Genomic DNA, 16,872 nt, shown 5'->3' on the forward strand with positions numbered 1-16,872 from the left:
TCGGCGAAACCGGCAGTTGGCGCTTGTCCACTCGTCTGGAGTACCTGTTCGCCACCGACAACCGCACGAGGATGTCGGTCAGCCCATCATCCCACCCAGATGGACCTGCATACGACGGAAGCGATCTGCCATGATCGACATGGGCAGTGCGTTCCTGACATTCGTCGATCCTCGAAACACCGAGGACCATCTGCTGTGGAACTCCGGCTTCCGGTTGCGTCAAGCAAGACGCTGAGATGGATCCGGAACTCCGCGATCGCGTCGAGGCATTCCGAACAGGACAGTAGGGCGGCTCGTATCCGACTGTTCGAGGGTGCGGCCAACTCAGGCAGAGCCGACTCGCCGGAACAGGTCCTCACGCGGGCAGTCGGCTACCTGGGCGGTGCGGTCACTCCACGGGGAAGTTCTGCGCCGGGCTGCCCGCGGGGGTGAAGACCCCGAGTAGCCGGAGGTAGCCGTCGTGCTGGTTCTCGACCCGGTGGTGCACGCCCTCCGGGAGGTAGAAGCAACTGCCCGGCCCGATCGCGGACACCTCGCCCGCGATTTCCACCGTCCCCCGGCCGCCCACCACGAACGCCATCTCGCTGTACGGGTGGTAGTGCATCGGCGTGCGGATCGGCGGTATGTAACCGAGGAACTGCGTCACCCCGGAGCATCCGGTGGCCGGGTCGAACAGCACTTGGAACTCCCGTTGGCTCACCGCGTCCTGTGTGTACTGGTCCGCCAGGTCCATCACCGCCCGTGCGGCTCCGCCCTCGTTGTCGGGGTCGGTGTTCGCGGACACCGACACCAACACCATCTCGTCCTTGGCTGTGATCTCGTAGGTCTCGCTGCCGACGATCAGGGCGGCGGACTCCGGGCGGAGCGGGTGGTCGCCGCCTTCCCGGTGCAGTGTTCCCCTGCCGGACAGGACGTACAACGTCTCCAGCCTGCCCACGCCGGGCGAGCGCGCGCCGGACCAGCCAGGCGGGCAGCGGTAGACCGCCTGGCACAGGCCTGTACTGCTGTCCTCGTGCGTGCCGTACACCACCATCTTGTCCACTTGGGACGGCATGGCGCCGGTGTAGTGGAATACCTCGCTCATGCCGCCCCGGCCTCCCGGTAGTCCGCGATCGCCGCGCACGTCGCGTCCACATCGGATTCGTTCGTGTAGTGGTGGAACGAGAGCCTCAGCACGTGGCCGCGCGGTGCGGTGACGATCCGCCGCTCGGCCAGATACGCGGCCAGCCGATCGGGGTCGTCGTCGACGAGCGCCACCTGGGGCCCGTGGTCGGCGGGCGATTCGGGCAGCCAGAGCCGCTCCCCCGCCGCCCGCAGCCGCTCGGCGGTCAACGCGACCAGCTCGGCGACGTGTCTGCCAGCCTCCTTGATGTCGATCCTCGACAGCAGGCGCATTCCGGCGTTGGCCGCGTACACGGCGGGGATCGCCGGTGTGCCGGTCTCGAACCGGCGGGCGTGCGCCGGGTGGTCGACTGTTCTCGGGTCGAAGCTGAACGGCTCCACGCGGCCGAACCACCCCGTCAGCTGTGGTGGCACATCGTCCACGAGGCCGTCGCGGACGTAGAGGAACGCGACGCCGGGAAGGCCGAGCATGTACTTCAGCGCGCCGGACACCAGGTAGTCGCAGCCGAGTTCGCGCACGTCGACCGGGAGCACCCCGGTGGCCTGGTAGGCGTCCAGGAACACCTTCGCGCCCACCTCGCGCGCACGAACGACCGCGGCTTCGACTGGCATGCGGGCACCGTTTCGGTACGACGCCACAGGAATCGACACCAGCCCGGTGCGCTCGTCGATCGCGGTGACGAGTTCCTCCGGATCCACCGTGGCGCCACGCTCCGGCACGTGGACGACCTCGGCACCCCGCGCCACCTGCGCCAGCCACACGTGCCCGACCGAGGGGAACTCCATGTCGGTGGTGACCACCCGCGGCCGTGCCGACCAGTCCTGCGTGGACGCCACCTGGTACGCACCTTCGGACGCGCACGCCACCATGGCGATCTCGTCGGCGCTGGCACCGATCAGCTCCGCGAACCGGCGGCGGGCCTGGTCCACCTCGCCCATCCACGCCTCCCACGGCGCCCCGTGGACGCGCATGCTGGAGGTCAGTTCGGCCAGCGCGACCTGCAACTCGCCCGACAGCGCGCCCTGGCTGCAACTGGCCATGTGGACTGTGTCGGCGAGGGCCGGGAAGTGGTCGCGGAACTGGTCGCTGGTGAGTCTCGGCCGCATCGTCCCCCACTAAACTTGTTTAGTGTGACTGAATCCGATGGTAGGAACCGGAGGCGACCGGCGTCAACGCCCCTGTCCACGCCTCAGTAGCTCGGCGGCGTGACCGCCAGCAGGAACCGGACCGGTCTGGCGGTCTCGTTGAGGTAGCGGTGCGGGTTGCGGGAGTCGAACGTCGCGCTGTCCCCGGCCTTCAGCACGTGCCGGTCACCGCCGACCTCCACCACCAGCCGTCCGGTCAGCACCACGACGCACTCGTCGGACGGGTGGCTCCAGCCGGACTCCGACGACGCAGCACCCGGCTCCAGCAGGCCCTCGAGCACCTCGACCCGACCGGCACCGGCCGAGACCCGCTGGTACACGATCTCGTCGCGCGGCGACCGGACAGTCATCCGCTGCTCCTTGCGGACCACCGCGACCGGCTCCGCGCCTGCCTCCTGGAACAGGCTGAACACCGGGGTGGCGAGCACCTTGGCGATCCGCCGCACGGTTTCCAGGCTCGGGTCGGTGATCCCCCGCTCGACCTGGCTGATCATGCCGACCGACACGTCCGCCGCCCTGGCCAGTTCGGTCACGGTCATCGACCGGGCGGTGCGCAGTTCGCGGATCCGTTCGCCGATCATGCCGTTCCCCCGTCCGCCACCGCACGTCGTGCAGGAAGGCTAAACCGGGTTCAGCCACACTGCCACCGCTGCGGCGTTGACACGGTTTCGGCCGGGGTCGCACACTGCTGAAACCTGTTTAGCCCCACTGAAGCGGCTGGAGGGTGGATGACCGTTCCATCGCCCGCGACCGACCCTCCGGGTCTGCGGCGCGCGCTCACCGGACGGCAACTGAGCATGATGGGGCTCGGCGGCGCGATCGGCACCGGGTTGTTCCTCGGCTCGGCACTCGCCATCTCGCAGGCCGGGCCCGCGACCATCGTGGCGTACGTGGTGTGCGCGCTGGTGGCGTTCGTCATCGCGTGGGCGCTGGCCGAAATGGTCGTCGTGCACCCGGAAGCGGGGTCGTTCGGCGCCATCGCGCAGCGGTACCTCGGTCCGCTGGCCGGATTCGTCCAGCGCTGGACGTACTGGACCATCCAGGTCATCGCGGTCGGCGGCGAGATCGTCGCGGCCGGGCTGTACGTCCGGTTCTGGTGGCCGCAGCTGCCGCTGTGGCTGCTGGTGGTCGTCTTCTCGGTGCTCGTGCTCGGTGCGAACACGTTGGCCGTGCGGTTCTTCGGCACGGTGGAGTACTGGTTCGCGATGATCAAGGTGATCGCCATCGTCGTCTTCATCGGCCTCGGCGTCGTGCTGATCACCGTGGGACTGCCCGAGTCACCGGCGACCGGCCTGACCAATCTGACCAGTCACGGCGGTTTCCTGCCCAACGGCGTGGAAGGCCTGTTGCTGGCCATGGTGTTCGTGCTGTTCAGCTACATCGGCACGGAGGTCGTGGCGGTCACCGCCGCCGAGTCGCGACAGCCGGAGCGCGACATCCCCCGCGCCGCACGCCGAATGGTGCTGCGGCTGGTGCTGTTCTACGTCCTGGCGATCGCCATCGTGCTCGCGGTGGTGCCGTGGACCGTGACCGCACACGGCGGAACCGTCGACACGAGCCCGTTCGTGCGCGTGTTCCAGAGCGCCGGAATCCCGGCCGCCGCCGGGATCACCAACTTCGTCGTGCTGACGGCGGCGCTGTCGAGTGCCAACACCAACCTGTACCTGACGACGCGAATGCTGCACTCCCTCGCCGCCGACAGATACGCGCCTGCCTGGACCGGACGGCTCAGCCGGACAGGCGTGCCACGCAACGCGCTCGCGTTGTCCGCGCTGGGACTGGCTTTGGCGGCCACGCTGTCCGCCGCTGCCGCCGACAGTGCCTATCTCGTCCTGTTCGGGATCTCGATCTTCGGGGCGCTGCTGGTGTGGATCCTGATCCTGGTCACGCACTGGGCGTTCCGGCGCGCTCCGGCCGACCCGTCGCCTGTCCGGCTGTGGGGCGCGCCCGTCACCTCCGGGCTGGCCGCGCTGTTCCTGTTCGCCGTGATGGTGTCGACGGCGTTCATCGACGGCCTGGACACCGCGTGGATGGCCGGTTTGCCGTTCTTCGCTGTCCTGGTCGTCGCCCACACCGTGATCACACGGCGGCGCAGCACCCGGGAGGGCGCATGATCCTCCCGGGTGCCTTGTCCGCGGGTCAGTTCGCGGTGCAGTTCTTCTGGGTGTCGGTGCGGACCTTGCGTCCGGTGAACTCCTCCAGGATGGCGATGTTCTCCGGCGCGTAGTTCGTCGCGGTGATCTTGTCGGCGTTCGGGCTGCCGAGTTTGCCCGTGTAGGGCGCGGACTTCTCCAGCCAGTACGCCGTGCGCAGGAACTGGGTCAGCACCAGCTCACGCAGCTTGGGCGCGTTGCGGATCTTCGCCCAGTAGTCCGGGTGCTTGTCCTTGGCCACCCGCAAGTAGAGCAGCAGGTAGCGCAGGTTGGTGGCGGCGATGTCGCGGGAGTTGCTCGCGCCGACCCCCTTGATGTACTCCTGCAGCACCGTGACCGCGGGCAGGCCGGTCAGCCCGGCGTTGAGCTCCGCCGTCACGCCCTGCAGGTGGTATTCGCCCTGGGTTCGGTCGCGCAGGTAGATGCCGTCCATGGAGTCGCTGAGGCGGTCCTTGATCAACGGCAGGATCTCCTTGCGGGGGAAGCCGTCGTACAGCGGCACCACCGTGTCCTGCCGGGAGGCGTTGATCCAGGCCGCGGTGTGCACGTTCCACCTCGTGCGTGCCGGGTCGAGGTCCCACATGTGGGTTTCCTCGTGGATGGCGACCATCATCGACTCGGCGAACGCCTCGAAGCTGCTCTTCTGCACGAACTGGTTCCAGTACGGGTCCTTGGCCTGCGCGATGGCGAGTGCCTGCCCGCTCGGCCAGCGCCGCTGGTAGACGGCCTGCAGGGTCTGCATCCAGTTCGACGACGTGAACCTCGCTTTGAGGTCGCTCACGTCGGCGGTCGGTTGCGACGGTTCCTCGTAGCAGTAAGGGGCGGCGGCACTCGGGGCTGGGGATGCTGCCGCTGTCGCCGCCGTTGGCGGTAGCGCGACAAGCATCACGGCCGCGAGCAGCAGGGCGCGTGTGCGACTCACAGTGACCTCATTTCGAGCGGCTACGCAGGGGAAAGCCACCGCTCATCTCGTCGTGAGGGGTCGTGCGGATGATCGTATTGACGGCCGGTTCGCGGCATCCAATCCCAGTTCGGCATAACTTCGTTCAGCGTTCTCGCCACCCCGGCAGCACGGTGGGCTGTGTCGGTAGAAATCGCCTAGTCCGGCAACGATAGGTTGTGGTCACGCCACGGTGATCGGGAGGTGTTTTCGGGGTGCGGATCGTGGGCCACCAGGCGGAACGCCTCGAGATCGACCGGCTGCTGAAGTCGGCGGCCGACGGGTGCGGCGGGACGGTCGTGGTGGCCGGTGAGGCCGGGATCGGCAAGTCCACCCTCGTCGACACGGCGGTGGCCACCGTGGACGGCTTCACGGTGTTGCGCGCCGCGGGCACCGAGTTCGAACAAGACCTCCTCTACGCGGCCCTGCACCAGTTGTGCGCCCCGCTGCTGGAGTACCGGTTGCGGCTCCCGGCCGTCCAGCAGCGGGTGCTGGAGGTGGTGTTCGGCCTCGGCAGTCAGACGTCGCCCGATCCGTTGATGGTCGGTTCCGGTGTGCTCGCGCTGCTGCGGGAAGCCGCCAAGGAGCGGCCGGTGTGCTGCGTGGTGGACGACGCCCAGTGGACCGACGACGCTTCACGCCGGGCGCTGACCTTCGTGGCACGGCGCGTGGCCGCGGACCGGGTCGCCGTGGTGTTCGCCGCGCGGGACGCCGGTTCGGTGCCCGGTATCGCCGACCTGCCCCGGGTGGTCCTGACCGGACTGGCCGACGAGGACGCCCGCCTCCTGATCGGGACAGCCGGCCGGTCGGGGCTCGACGCCGAGGTCTTCGACCGGATACTGGCCGAGGCGCACGGAAACCCGTTGGCGCTGCTCGAATTCACCGGACACGTCGGGCCGTTCGGTGAACCCGGCCGACGACGCTCCGGATTCACCGTGGTGGAGGCGCTGCGGGAGCAGTACGCGCACCGCTTCCAGCTGTTACCCGCGGCCACGCGACCGTTGGTGATCCTCGCCGCGGCGGAACCGATCGGGGACATCGGACTGCTCGGCCGGGCCGCCGGGCGGCTCGGCCTGGACATCTCGGACCTCGCGCTCGCGGAAGGCGCCGGTCTGCTGACCATGGGTCCCCGGCTGCGCTTCCGGCATCCGCTCGTGCGTTCCGCGGTGTACGCGTCGGCCTCGGCGCAGACGCGTCGCGACGTGCACGGCGCCTTGGCCGAGGCGACCGACCCGCACGTCGACTCCGACCGGCGGGCGTGGCACCGGGCCCACGCGATCGTCGACGCCGACGAGAACGTCGCCGCGGAGCTCGTCCGCTCCGCCGACCGGGCGCGGTTGCGTGGCGGATTCGCCGCCGCCGCCGCGTTCATGGAACGAGCGGGTGAGCTGACGCCCGAACCGGTCCACCAAGTCGAACGACTGCTCGCCGCGGCGAGGCTGCGGCTGCAGGCCGGGGCGCCGAACGAAGCCCGTGCGCTCGTCGCCAGGGCGGAACGCCACCCGATGGGCGAGGAGCGGCGGGCACAGGCGCGGCTGCTGCGGGCCCGGATCGACTACCAGCTCGTGCACAGCCCACAGGCGACCGCCACGCTGGTCGACGTCGTCACGCAATCCGCTCCCGAACAAGCACGCGAGACGTACCTCGAGGCGTTCGCGTCGTTCATGTACAACGAGAACGAGCCAGGCCGGCTGCACGACCTCGGCGCCCGGATCCGCGAGCAGCTGCCACGACGCGACCTCGTCCGGCCGGCCGACTTGTTGCTCAACGCCTTGCTGGACCAGGTCATGCTGCCCGTCGAGCAGGCGGTGGTCGCGATGCGCGCGGCGGCGCAGGCGTGCCGTTCGGCCGACGACAAGGCGGAACCCTGGCGGATGAACCTGCTCTGCCAGCTCGCCATCGACCTGCACGACGACGAGCTGATGGAGGAGATCGCCGACCGCCAGGTGGACGTGGCGCGCCGCGAGGGCATTCTCGCCACGCTGCCGCAGGCGCTGCGCTACCAGGCGATCGCCAGGGTCTCGGTCGGCCGGTTCCACGAGGCCGCCGCCTGCCTCGAGGAGTCCCGCGCGGTCGACCAGGTGGCGGGAACTGTGCCGGTGGTGGGTCCGCAGCTCGTGCTCGCCGCCTTCCGCGGTGACGTCGAACGCCACCGCGAACTGGTGAAACTGATGGGGCGCGGCAACCGGCCGGTCGAGATCGCCGGTGAGCACTACGCCACCACGGTGCTCCACAACGGACTCGGCAACTACGAGGACGCACTGGCCGCCGCGCTGGCGGCGCAGCGGCGCCACCAGGCCGGTCTCTACTCGATCTGGGCCGTCTACCCCGAACTCGTCGAAGCCGCCGCGCGCTGCGGCCGTACCGCCGAGGCCGACGTGGCCATGGCCCACCTCGAGGCACTGGCGCGGGCCAATCCCGTCCCGTGGGCCGTCGCCGAGTGGTCGCAGGCGCGGGCCCTGCTCGGCCATGAGGACGACTGCGAGGCCCTCTACCGGCAGGCCGTCGAACTTTTCGCCCAGACCAGGATCGGGATATTGCACGCTCGCGCGCGGCTGACATACGGCGAATGGCTGCGGCGCGAAAGCAGGCGCGCCGACGCGCGAGTGGAATTGCGCGCGGCACACGGAATGCTGTCCCGCATGGGCGCGGACGCTTTCGCCGAGCGAGCGGCCCGCGAACTGCGGGCCACCGGCGAACAACCCGATCCCCAGGATGAGGACGCGTTGAACCTGCTCACCGCGCAGGAACGGCTCATCGTGGAAAGGGTTGCCGCCGGGGCGACGAACAAGGAAGTGGCCCAGTTGCTGTTCCTGAGCCCCCGCACTGTGGATGCCCACCTGCGGAGCGTGTACCGCAAACTGGGAATCACCTCACGCCGTCAGCTCCGCAAGATCGTCCGTTGAAATTGTCACTGAAAGCCGCGATTGTTCAGTTGTCGCCGACGGTCAGGACGATCTTGCCGCGCGTCCGGCCTTCCTGGCTGATCCGCCATGCCCGCGCGGCGTCGGCGAGCGGCAGCGTGTGCTCGACGTGCACGGTGAGCTTGCCGTCGTCGGCGAGGGCCGCGAGTTCGGCGAGCCCGCTCGCGTCCGGCCGGGCCCACAGCGCATGGCCACCCAACTCGGCCGCGTCAGCATCCGCGACCGACACCAGGCGTGCGGGATCCTTGCTGAGACCGGCGGACACGTGCACGACACCTCCACCGACGAAGTCCAGTACCGCCGTGACCCCGTCCGGCGCGAGGGCACGGACGCGCTCGGCGAGCCCGTCACCGTACGCGACAGGCTCCGCGCCCAGCGAACGGAGGAACTCGTGGTTGCGTTCGCTGGCAGTTCCGATCACGCGGGCGCCACGCGCCACCGCGATCTGCGTGCCGAACATGCCCACGCCGCCTGAGGCGCCGTGGATCAGCACTGTGTCGCCCGCGCCGATTCCGATCCGCTGCACGGACTGAAGGGCGGTCAGCCCGGCCAGCGGCACCCCGGCGGCTTGCTCCCAACTCAACGCGGCGGGCTTGCGCGCCAGCATGCGCACGCTGGCGGACACCCGCTCGGCGTACGCGCCCAACTGCGCGACATCCTTGCGGATGTAGCCGAACACCTCGTCGCCGACGGCGAACTCGGGGACGTCCGGGCCGAGCCCGATCACGACGCCCGCGACGTCCCATCCGGGGATGAGCGGAAACCGCGTCTCCAGGATCCCGTCGACGTACCCGGCGCCGAGCTTCCAGTCCACCGGGTTGACGCCCGCCGCCCGCACGTCGATCAGGACCTCCGCCGGGCCCACCTTGGGCTCCGGGTGGTTGGTGAGTGCCAGTACCTCGGGGTCGCCGTACTCGGACTGCGTGATTGCCTTCATGCGCAGCGCCAACGAGCGCGGAACTGGGGATATTCCGGCGGCACTCGATCGTGTGACGGTTCATCGTGCCGACAAGAACTGTCGCCTCAAGGCCTGGATGTGCACAAGCGACGCCTCCGGGCTCATCGCACGCTGAGCAGCATCGCGAAGCAGTCGCCTGACCACGCCGGTCCGGTCTGGATTCCGGGTTTCGTGAAGGCCGATCACCGACTCGGCGAACACGCTGTCCGGCTCGTCCGGATCATCGAACGACAGCAAGCACACCGAGCTCACCAACTCCGCACCGAGGCAAGCATGAGGGACGATCTGGATGGTGACGTTCGGCAACTCGGCCAGCGTGATCAGCCTGCCCAGCTGAGCTTCATCAGCCTCGTCTAACAGTACGCGTTCATAGATCAACGCGTGGAGGTCGAGCAGCGGAGCAGTCGTCAGACGTTCCTGTTGCCGCATCCGACAAGCGATTAAGTCCGCCACCGCCGCCTTCCTCTGCTTCACAGGAGTCATCCGCACATAGGCCTCAGTCTGCAAAAGCGTGGGAATGCGGACGCGCTGGAACTCGAACTTCCGACTGGCCTCGTCCTCCATGCGAACGTAGCCAACGTCATCAAGATCGAGCCGCCACCACCAAGGCCGCTGCTTCGCCAACTCCCACAGCTCAACGTACGGCCCACGATCACAACCAGGAACGCCATACGCGTCCAACAGAAAGGTCAGCTCATGATAGGTAGGAAGCTGACTACGCTCGGTACGCCCGAGCTTTTCACGGTCGATGTACGCGCGTTCAGCCGCTTCCTCCTGCGTCAAACCGTTCTGCTCGCGCAGTCTCCGCAGAACCCGCAACAGTCTGCGCCCGTGGTAGTTCAGTTCCGACGCAGCCGTACTCATACGTGCTCCTCCAGCGGGGCCGCGTCGGCTGGACGGCTGGCACCGGATGACATGACATTGCGTTTCGTATCTGATGTGGACAGCGGGGCAGTTCCACCGAGGTCAGTCGTACCCGCGAGGTTGAGCAGCGGCCGTTGCTGCTCGGCAACAGGGAAGAACCACGCCGTCAAGAGCAGACAGCACTCAGGGCACGGCCGATGTGTCGTTTCCGGGCGCCGCTCCCACACCAGCTCGACCGGAAGTCCACACAAGCCAGTATCCGCATACTGTGACGACACCACATGCACCCGGGCCGCGTAGTAAACGCCTGCCTGCGGATTCGCCCCCCACAGCACCACCGTCGTCGGCACGCCATCACCCGGCAGACTCACCACCGGCACTCGCTGCATAGGCAAGTTGCTGATCTTGAGGCGTGAAGAGGCCGCCATGGGCCCTGCCAACACCGGCGAGAAACGCGTGCCCGGTGGGGTACGGAAACGATCACAGCAGGAATTGTTCAACAGATAACAGAAAACGGCGGGTACACCGCTGCACCCGCCGTCAAGAGGTACGGACTGTACCCCGAATGAACGTCAGACGTTTACGCCAATACGTATCGCCAAAGCTCGCGCATCCCGTTCGACGAGCCGACCACCGGACGTCACAAGCCATCCGGCGATGCCACGGGACAGGGGATGGCTGGCCATTGATTCTGTGCTGATACGCGTGGCTTTCTCCAGAACATGCAGCGCGCTCGTGGCGTCACCGCGTTGCTGGTAGGCACGGCTCGTCTCCAGCCACAGGCGGGCGCGTCGGTCGACGGACGGGATAGCGTCAGGATCTATCTGACTGGCGTATTCCAAGGCCGTGCCGTTCTTGCGAAGGTCGACCTGAACCGAAACACCTGTCAGAGCGGCGTTTGCCCGTCCGAACAACGTCCACGGGTGTGCATACCGCTCAGGAATTCGTTCCGCCATCTCCGCGGCGTCGTCAAGGCCGCGAAGAGCGTCACCCTCCCTGCCCATACGCGCGAGCGTGATCGACGCATGCAAACGACAGGCCCCCCAAAGAGCGCGTGTGCTGTCTGGACCGTCGTTGAGCTGCGGTTCGAGCAACGCTGCACCATCGTCGACCAAGTGCCACGCTTCCTCTTCGCGACCTGTCGCGCGCCAAACGTTGCCGAGCACCCACGCCGCCGACGCCATGGTTTCCGGATCGTCGGCTTGCTGAGCGGCGCCCATGCACCGATCGGCCACAAGCCACAGCAATGCCGAGTCAGCCACCCACGCCAAAACCTGTTCCGACAGCGCATACGCACCAGAAAGCGCCGTATAAGCCCGACGTCGGTCTTTGCCGTCGAGTACACGGACCGCGCGCCGTCCATCCCGGATGATCTGCGGGAGCACTGTACCCACCGATGCACGCGGCGACGCCGACGTGTGCCACAAGGTCCAAGCCTCGGCGGTACGAGCTAGCAGATCATCAGGATGTGGCGGCACGCCTGACGATGCCGCGAGCGCCACCGACTCGATTGCGTCCCGCATGTCGGCGACCACAGGGTGTCCGCTGCGCCGCTCAAGCCCCATGCGGATCGTGTCATCGCCAGTTAGCTCGGACAGGTCGAGCACTCCGAGCACTTCACCGAGTTTGATCAACATGTGGATATCCGGGGCGCCGCGCTTCCCCTTCTCGACAGACTTCAGCCACTCCGTGGAGCGACCCACCAGACCAGCGACAACTGGCCGCGACTTTCCCTTGCGTTCACGAATCGCCTGAATCCGCTCGCCGATGTCCAGTCCATCAAGTTCGTCGGCCACTAGGACCACCAACCCTCTTCGCGGTAGGCCCCTCCGCGTGCCCCCCCGACCCGTCGACCGAGGGCGTTCCTCCGCGAAGAGGTACAGCATTGAGAATACCCACGTCTTCGGTGCCCAAGCGCTGCCAGCACTTCAGCGATCCATAGCGCGGAACTCCGACACACGCGGCACTGCCGTGCGTCGAACGCGTCTCCGTCATGCCGACACATCCACCAGATTGTAGGATGATCTCACGCTTCGCGACTAATCTGCCATCACGAAGGTGGGGTGCATGTCGGTGGGTACACCCTCTCGAACGCCGGGCCCGCGATGTGTTCTACTCTCCGTAATCATTTCCTAGGCGGATATCCTGCCTTATCTCTCAGTACCTCCACTGTTGCCAAAAGCGGACCACGACATGACAAAGGACTTCGCCAACTGGATGGGGATCAGTCGGCCGTAGCCAGCAGGTCGGGCAGGTTGGCGAGTGAGTCAATGATCCAGTCTGCTGATCGCACGACCGCCAGATCGTCCGCCCACAGATGGCCCCACGGGCCGCGGCGGATCAGAGCGGTGCGTAGCCCTGCCGCCTTCGCCGGGATTATGTCGTTGTCCCGATGATCACCGACATAGACGGTCTCATGAGGCGTGCCAGGAGCCATGGCAATGACCTGGCTGAAGAAGTCGGCATCCGGCTTGGCCACGCCCCGCTCTCCAGACGTGGCGACCCGGTCGACCGGCAAACCAAGTCCACGTAACAACTCTGCGGCACGCCGGGTCTGGTTCCTCGCTATGCCAACCCAAATACCTCGTTCCTCAAGGCGTCAAGACAAGGCCTGACATCTGGGCACAGATCACTGTCAGTGATCATTTCCCCGCGTCCGGCATCCTCCCTCATCTGCCGCTCCCGGGCGACGTCGAACCCGGGCCGAAGGATCTGAAACGTCTCGGCGTTGTCCCGCCCCGAGGCTGTGAGAGCACCGAGTACCGCAGAGAACGTGTGCCGCGGAACACCAATCCAGTCGGCCCAAGCGCCCCACTCCTGGGTGTCGTCCAGCAAGGTCGCCCCCACGTCGAACACGACCGCTGTGATCATGCATAACTCATACGCCATGGCGACTGAGCCGTCGAACGCGGGACGCCGGACCTATTCGTCGCAGAACACCTTGCCGACAGTCACGGCCAGGCGGCGCGGTTGATCTACCGGATGATGGTGCACCGAGGCCGTGAAGGCGCACTCGACGGCCGCTGCGACGATGACGACGCCACCGGGGTACCCACGTTTTGGGTAGCCTGAGAGGATGGTCGGCCGTGAACGAAGTGACCGACCAGTCGGCGAACGAGCTTGCTCAACGGTTGCGTGAGCTCGCCGACAAGGTAGAACGCCAGAAGCCCCTTTCGTTCGACTGCAAGATCATCAACCACCCGCCGATCCGGCCAGGCATCGCCTACGCCATGGTCAAGATCCATTGGTGGTGATCACCCAAGACAACAGAAGCCCCTCGTCGCGAGGGGGCTTCTGTCGCGTTAGGACGCTTTCGTGTCCCAGGGCGGGTAGTTGGCCGCCGTCAAAGGGTTTCCCAGACTGCTACCAGCGGTGTAGAGCTTGTGGCAGCGGTCGCAGTTCGTTGACCGCCACGGACGCGCCTGGCGAATCTCCGACTCATGCGGGCACCTGTGATCCTCTGGCACGCGCTCGCCGCACCACGTGTACCAAGTGCCTTCCCAGTGGTAGGCCAGGTGCCGGGCGTCCGGCTGAACGTCATGCAGGATCGGGCGGCCGTTGATGCCCGATCCTGTCGGGATCTGCCGTACTTCCATGGTCAGGGTTCCCTCCGGCGTGCGGTATCTGCCCGTTGAGCCCCGCCGCGACGACCCAGTTCAAGGTGGCTTTACGAGCCTGCTCGGCCGGGTCGGTGAGGTTATCGCGATCGAGGGTGACCGTTCCGCCATCATCGGACAAGCCGAGGTAGTCCCGGATCGCGGCGCGGACCCACTCGGTATGCGATGTGTGTGACACGCAATGGATGGCAGACCCGCTGGTCCGCACCACGAACGGGTGAAAACGGACCGCAGTCGTATTCTGATCTTGTGAGCAACGCGTGGGCCAAGGGCAGCACCAGGCATGGCGCCGCCTACGCGCATGCATCCTTACCGACAACCAGCTACCACCATCTAGGCGCAACAACGGCCTGCACACCCTGCCACTGACCCACTTGCGCTTGACTTAGCGGTGCGCGGTGCGGTTGGCCTGCGCTTGGCGCGGACCGGGACCTGCTCACGAGGCCCGGCCATCGAACGCCTACTGCGCGAAATCCTTGGGAAATCGTTATCGCGCTGGTCACATTGAGGTGCGAAGCACACGCAATAGTGTCCAAATGCGATCGCCCGAACCCCGTTTCGCCACTGTAACGCTAAGTGTTCGAAACGTCCTCGGAATGCTCCGTCCGTGCAAGCCATTGCGGTAGCCCAATACACAGAGAGAGCACGAAACATCGCTGTAATTCTACCCGCGTTGGATACCGGACCGGACGAAGTATTCCGCCGTTCGCGACCGTCGGCTCGGCCCGACTTGACGGAGTACCGACAGGGTGATGAAGTCTTCAACCAGCGCAGAAGCCGGACCGGGCAGGGGTTTCAAGATCGACTCGACGAAGATCGTGATACCGACAATCCCGCGCATCCGCAACCTGTCTGGACCGAATCAGTCCTTTCTTCGGTATAGGACACGCCAAGCCGCTCCGATATGTAGCCGTTCACACATACGTGGCCAATGTTGTTCCGTCACACAACACCGGTTGGTTTTCGTCACATCCGATGGTTTTTGAATCGTCACGCTTCCCAAAGGGTCATTGTTACGTATATATTGAGCGCACGTAACGATGCTCCTTCTACCAGCGGGAACGATGAGCCTGCACCTGTCTGCACGCGTCGCTACGTCAAGGGGGATCCGAAGTTTCGCATTCGTGCCTGGGGACTCGGATAGTGCCGCACCCACCTCCCCGGACGCGCCCGGGGCGGCTTTCCCTCGGTCACGACGTCAGTGACCCGTATGCGGAACAAGGGTGTCTCGCCAGACAACCCCGTACGAAAGGGTGAGCGGAAGAGTGGCAGCCGACCGAGCAGCCGGTCCTTTCCATCCGACACGACACGACACGAAGACGATCAGCGAGGCGATCGAGGTGATCGACCAGGTGCTGGCCGGATTACAGGAACTCGGCGACTTCGCTCGCCGGACCAGGGAGACCTTGCCCGCGCAGCGCACCCGCACGGCCCGCCTGATCCACCCGGTCAGGGAGCACCCCGTCCACCCCGTCCACGAGGTGCCGCAGCGCAAACCCCAGCAGGCCCAACCGGAACCCGGGCAGGCGGAGACGCGGTTCCGGCTCACCCAGCGCCAGCAGCAGGTACTGGACCTGCTGGCACTGGGGTCGTCCAACCGCCAGATCGCACGGACCCTGCACATCACCGAGCAGACCGTCAAAGCGCATCTGCATGTCGTGTATCACAAGCTGGGGGTCGCGGACCGGACCGAGGCCGTTGTCACCGCGATGCACCGGGGGCTGGTGAACGGCCGCCCCGACGCCATCGACCGGGCGCGTCGGGAGCGGGCCGGCCGAACCAGTCTGGTGTCCGCCGTTCGGGGCGACGACCACGCCGCTCGGCGGTGAGATCCCGGTAACGCACTGTCTACAACAGACCGTGACCGGGATATGGGGGCAGAAGGGGGACACAGCGAAGATGACCGACCAGCCACTGACGGCAGGCCGGCGGTACGACGACGCCACGACGCTTCTCGCCATCCTCGACGACGTGCTCGAGCAGCTCCAGGAGTTGGGGGCGCTCGCGCGGGCGGTTCGCGGCGAACTGGAGTGGATCGACCGGCCACCCGCCCCCGCCGTGACCACCACGCGGCCCGGTACCGGGGAAAGCGATCCGGGCAGGCGGAACCTCGATCTGACCCGGCGTCAGCAACAGGTGCTCGACCTGGTGGCCCAGGGGCTGTCCAACCGCCGGATCAGCCGGACGCTCCGGATCGCCGAGCAGACCGTCAAGGCCCACCTGCACATGATCTACCGCAAGATGGGCGCGGCCGACCGGACCGAGGCCGCGCTGATGGCGATGCGGGAGGGGCTCGCGCACCGACCGGTTGGCGTCGACGCGCCGTAGCAGCCGTGATCGGTCCACATCGGATCGAACCGTTCCGGCCAATGTGGACCGATCACGTGTACGCGCCCGGCGCCTACACCCCCTGTCCTGGGCAGACCCCGATCTGCTGACTGCCCCGCCGTTTCTCCTGCCGCGCGCGGTAGGCGCGTTGCTGGCACGCGTGGGAGCAGTACTTCCGCGGCCGCCCACGCGACAGCCTGACCAACGGCTGCGCGCAGCTCTTGCACGTCGGCTTGGTGTTCTCCGGCGCCGAATCCGATGCCGGTGCGCCGTCCAGCGGTGTCGACGACGGCCTGCCCGCCCGCCATTCGGCGCGTTTCATCGCCGCTCGAGCCGCTTCCACCAGACCCATGTGCCGTGCGCGGCCGCGCGGGGTGTGGGCGATCAACTCGGCGTCGAGATACGGGCACTGCTGCGCGATGTCGTCGTCCGGGCATTCGAGCAGGCCGCTCAGGTACGCGTGCGCGGACTCCAACGTCTCCATCTGCCGTTCCAGCCGTTCCACCTGGTCGCGCACCGCGCGTTGCCAGGACCTCAGGCCGATGCTGCCGGACGTGATCGTGGCCACGTCGTCCAAGACCATTCCCCCAGTCACACAACACAGGTACGCCAGTCCGATGCGACGCAGATCCTCGTCGCGGTATTGCCTGCGGCCACTGTCGCGGTTCGGTGGGCGCAGCACCCCCTGCTTTTCCCACCAGCGCAGTGTCGACGGAGTCAGTCCGTAGAGGGCAGCGGCTTCGCCAATCCGTACTGATGCTTCGTACATCGCTCAATTCCACCGCACCCGACCTCGGGTTACAAGGCTAGGCTAACCTTA

General features: G+C 66.9%; 14 protein-coding genes and 1 pseudogene. 5 read left to right on the forward strand and 10 right to left on the reverse strand.

Features of this window, described 5'->3' with window-relative positions; all coding sequences use genetic code 11:
• Positions 1-388: 388 nt before the first annotated feature.
• The 3 genes from ALI144C_RS31990 to ALI144C_RS32000 all read right to left on the reverse strand — a co-directional run bounded on the left by ALI144C_RS31990 (position 389) and on the right by ALI144C_RS32000 (position 2,849).
• A complete protein-coding gene (locus ALI144C_RS31990) occupies positions 389-1,084 on the reverse strand; it encodes a cupin domain-containing protein (protein WP_143230995.1) in 696 nt (231 codons plus the stop codon).
• Positions 1,081-2,229, reverse strand: a complete 1,149-nt coding sequence (locus tag ALI144C_RS31995) for an aminotransferase class V-fold PLP-dependent enzyme (RefSeq protein WP_076990888.1) — start codon at positions 2,227-2,229, stop codon at positions 1,081-1,083. The genes ALI144C_RS31990 and ALI144C_RS31995 overlap by 4 nt, the downstream gene beginning before the upstream one ends.
• An 83-nt stretch (positions 2,230-2,312) precedes the next feature.
• A complete protein-coding gene (locus tag ALI144C_RS32000; protein WP_076990889.1) occupies positions 2,313-2,849 on the reverse strand; it encodes a helix-turn-helix domain-containing protein in 537 nt (178 codons plus the stop codon).
• A 147-nt stretch (positions 2,850-2,996) separates the two neighbouring features.
• Between ALI144C_RS32000 and ALI144C_RS32005 the strand changes: the two genes are divergently transcribed.
• Entirely contained in the window at positions 2,997-4,382 is a 1,386-nt protein-coding gene (locus ALI144C_RS32005; protein ID WP_076990890.1) for an amino acid permease, read from the forward strand.
• 25 nt (positions 4,383-4,407) lie between these two features.
• Here the strand turns inward: ALI144C_RS32005 and ALI144C_RS32010 are convergent, their stop codons facing one another.
• Positions 4,408-5,343 (reverse strand): hypothetical protein, encoded by a 936-nt coding sequence (locus ALI144C_RS32010; RefSeq protein ID WP_193441240.1) that lies wholly within the window; start codon positions 5,341-5,343, stop codon positions 4,408-4,410.
• A gap of 233 nt (positions 5,344-5,576) precedes the next feature.
• On the opposite strand from ALI144C_RS32010, the gene ALI144C_RS32015 reads away from it, so the two are divergent.
• Positions 5,577-8,267 carry an ATP-binding protein gene (locus ALI144C_RS32015; RefSeq protein ID WP_083753564.1) on the forward strand — a complete coding sequence of 897 codons (2,691 nt, stop codon included), beginning with the start codon at positions 5,577-5,579 and terminating at the stop codon, positions 8,265-8,267.
• A gap of 25 nt (positions 8,268-8,292) precedes the next feature.
• Here the strand turns inward: ALI144C_RS32015 and ALI144C_RS32020 are convergent, their stop codons facing one another.
• The 5 genes and pseudogenes from ALI144C_RS32020 to ALI144C_RS32035 form a co-directional block, all read right to left on the reverse strand.
• A complete protein-coding gene (locus tag ALI144C_RS32020; RefSeq protein ID WP_076991023.1) occupies positions 8,293-9,222 on the reverse strand; it encodes an NADP-dependent oxidoreductase in 930 nt (309 codons plus the stop codon).
• 60 nt (positions 9,223-9,282) lie between these two features.
• Positions 9,283-10,107 carry a Scr1 family TA system antitoxin-like transcriptional regulator gene (locus ALI144C_RS32025; RefSeq protein WP_076990891.1) on the reverse strand — a complete coding sequence of 275 codons (825 nt, stop codon included), beginning with the start codon at positions 10,105-10,107 and terminating at the stop codon, positions 9,283-9,285.
• A complete protein-coding gene (locus tag ALI144C_RS54795) occupies positions 10,104-10,607 on the reverse strand; it encodes a hypothetical protein (protein ID WP_143230996.1) in 504 nt (167 codons plus the stop codon). Before ALI144C_RS54795 ends, ALI144C_RS32025 begins: the two co-directional genes overlap by 4 nt.
• A gap of 72 nt (positions 10,608-10,679) precedes the next feature.
• Positions 10,680-11,903, reverse strand: coding sequence for a helix-turn-helix domain-containing protein (locus tag ALI144C_RS32030; protein WP_237774412.1), 1,224 nt, complete (start codon positions 11,901-11,903; stop codon positions 10,680-10,682).
• A 428-nt stretch (positions 11,904-12,331) separates the two neighbouring features.
• Positions 12,332-12,978 (reverse strand): annotated as a pseudogene (locus ALI144C_RS32035) (HAD family hydrolase).
• A gap of 215 nt (positions 12,979-13,193) precedes the next feature.
• Between ALI144C_RS32035 and ALI144C_RS55825 the strand changes: the two are divergent.
• The 3 genes from ALI144C_RS55825 to ALI144C_RS32045 all read left to right on the forward strand — a co-directional run bounded on the left by ALI144C_RS55825 (position 13,194) and on the right by ALI144C_RS32045 (position 16,052).
• On the forward strand, positions 13,194-13,361 hold the full coding sequence (locus ALI144C_RS55825; RefSeq protein ID WP_168211392.1) for a hypothetical protein: 168 nt from the start codon (positions 13,194-13,196) through the stop codon (positions 13,359-13,361).
• 1,628 nt (positions 13,362-14,989) lie between these two features.
• Positions 14,990-15,553 (forward strand): helix-turn-helix transcriptional regulator, encoded by a 564-nt coding sequence (locus tag ALI144C_RS32040; protein ID WP_076990892.1) that lies wholly within the window; start codon positions 14,990-14,992, stop codon positions 15,551-15,553.
• Between the two features lie 70 nt (positions 15,554-15,623).
• On the forward strand, positions 15,624-16,052 hold the full coding sequence (locus ALI144C_RS32045) for a helix-turn-helix transcriptional regulator (protein WP_076990893.1): 429 nt from the start codon (positions 15,624-15,626) through the stop codon (positions 16,050-16,052).
• Between the two features lie 73 nt (positions 16,053-16,125).
• Here the strand turns inward: ALI144C_RS32045 and ALI144C_RS32050 are convergent, their stop codons facing one another.
• Entirely contained in the window at positions 16,126-16,821 is a 696-nt protein-coding gene (locus ALI144C_RS32050; RefSeq protein WP_076990894.1) for a MerR family transcriptional regulator, read from the reverse strand.
• Positions 16,822-16,872 lie beyond the last annotated feature (51 nt).

This window comes from Actinosynnema sp. ALI-1.44 (assembly GCF_001984155.1).
GTDB lineage: Bacteria > Actinomycetota > Actinomycetes > Mycobacteriales > Pseudonocardiaceae > Kibdelosporangium.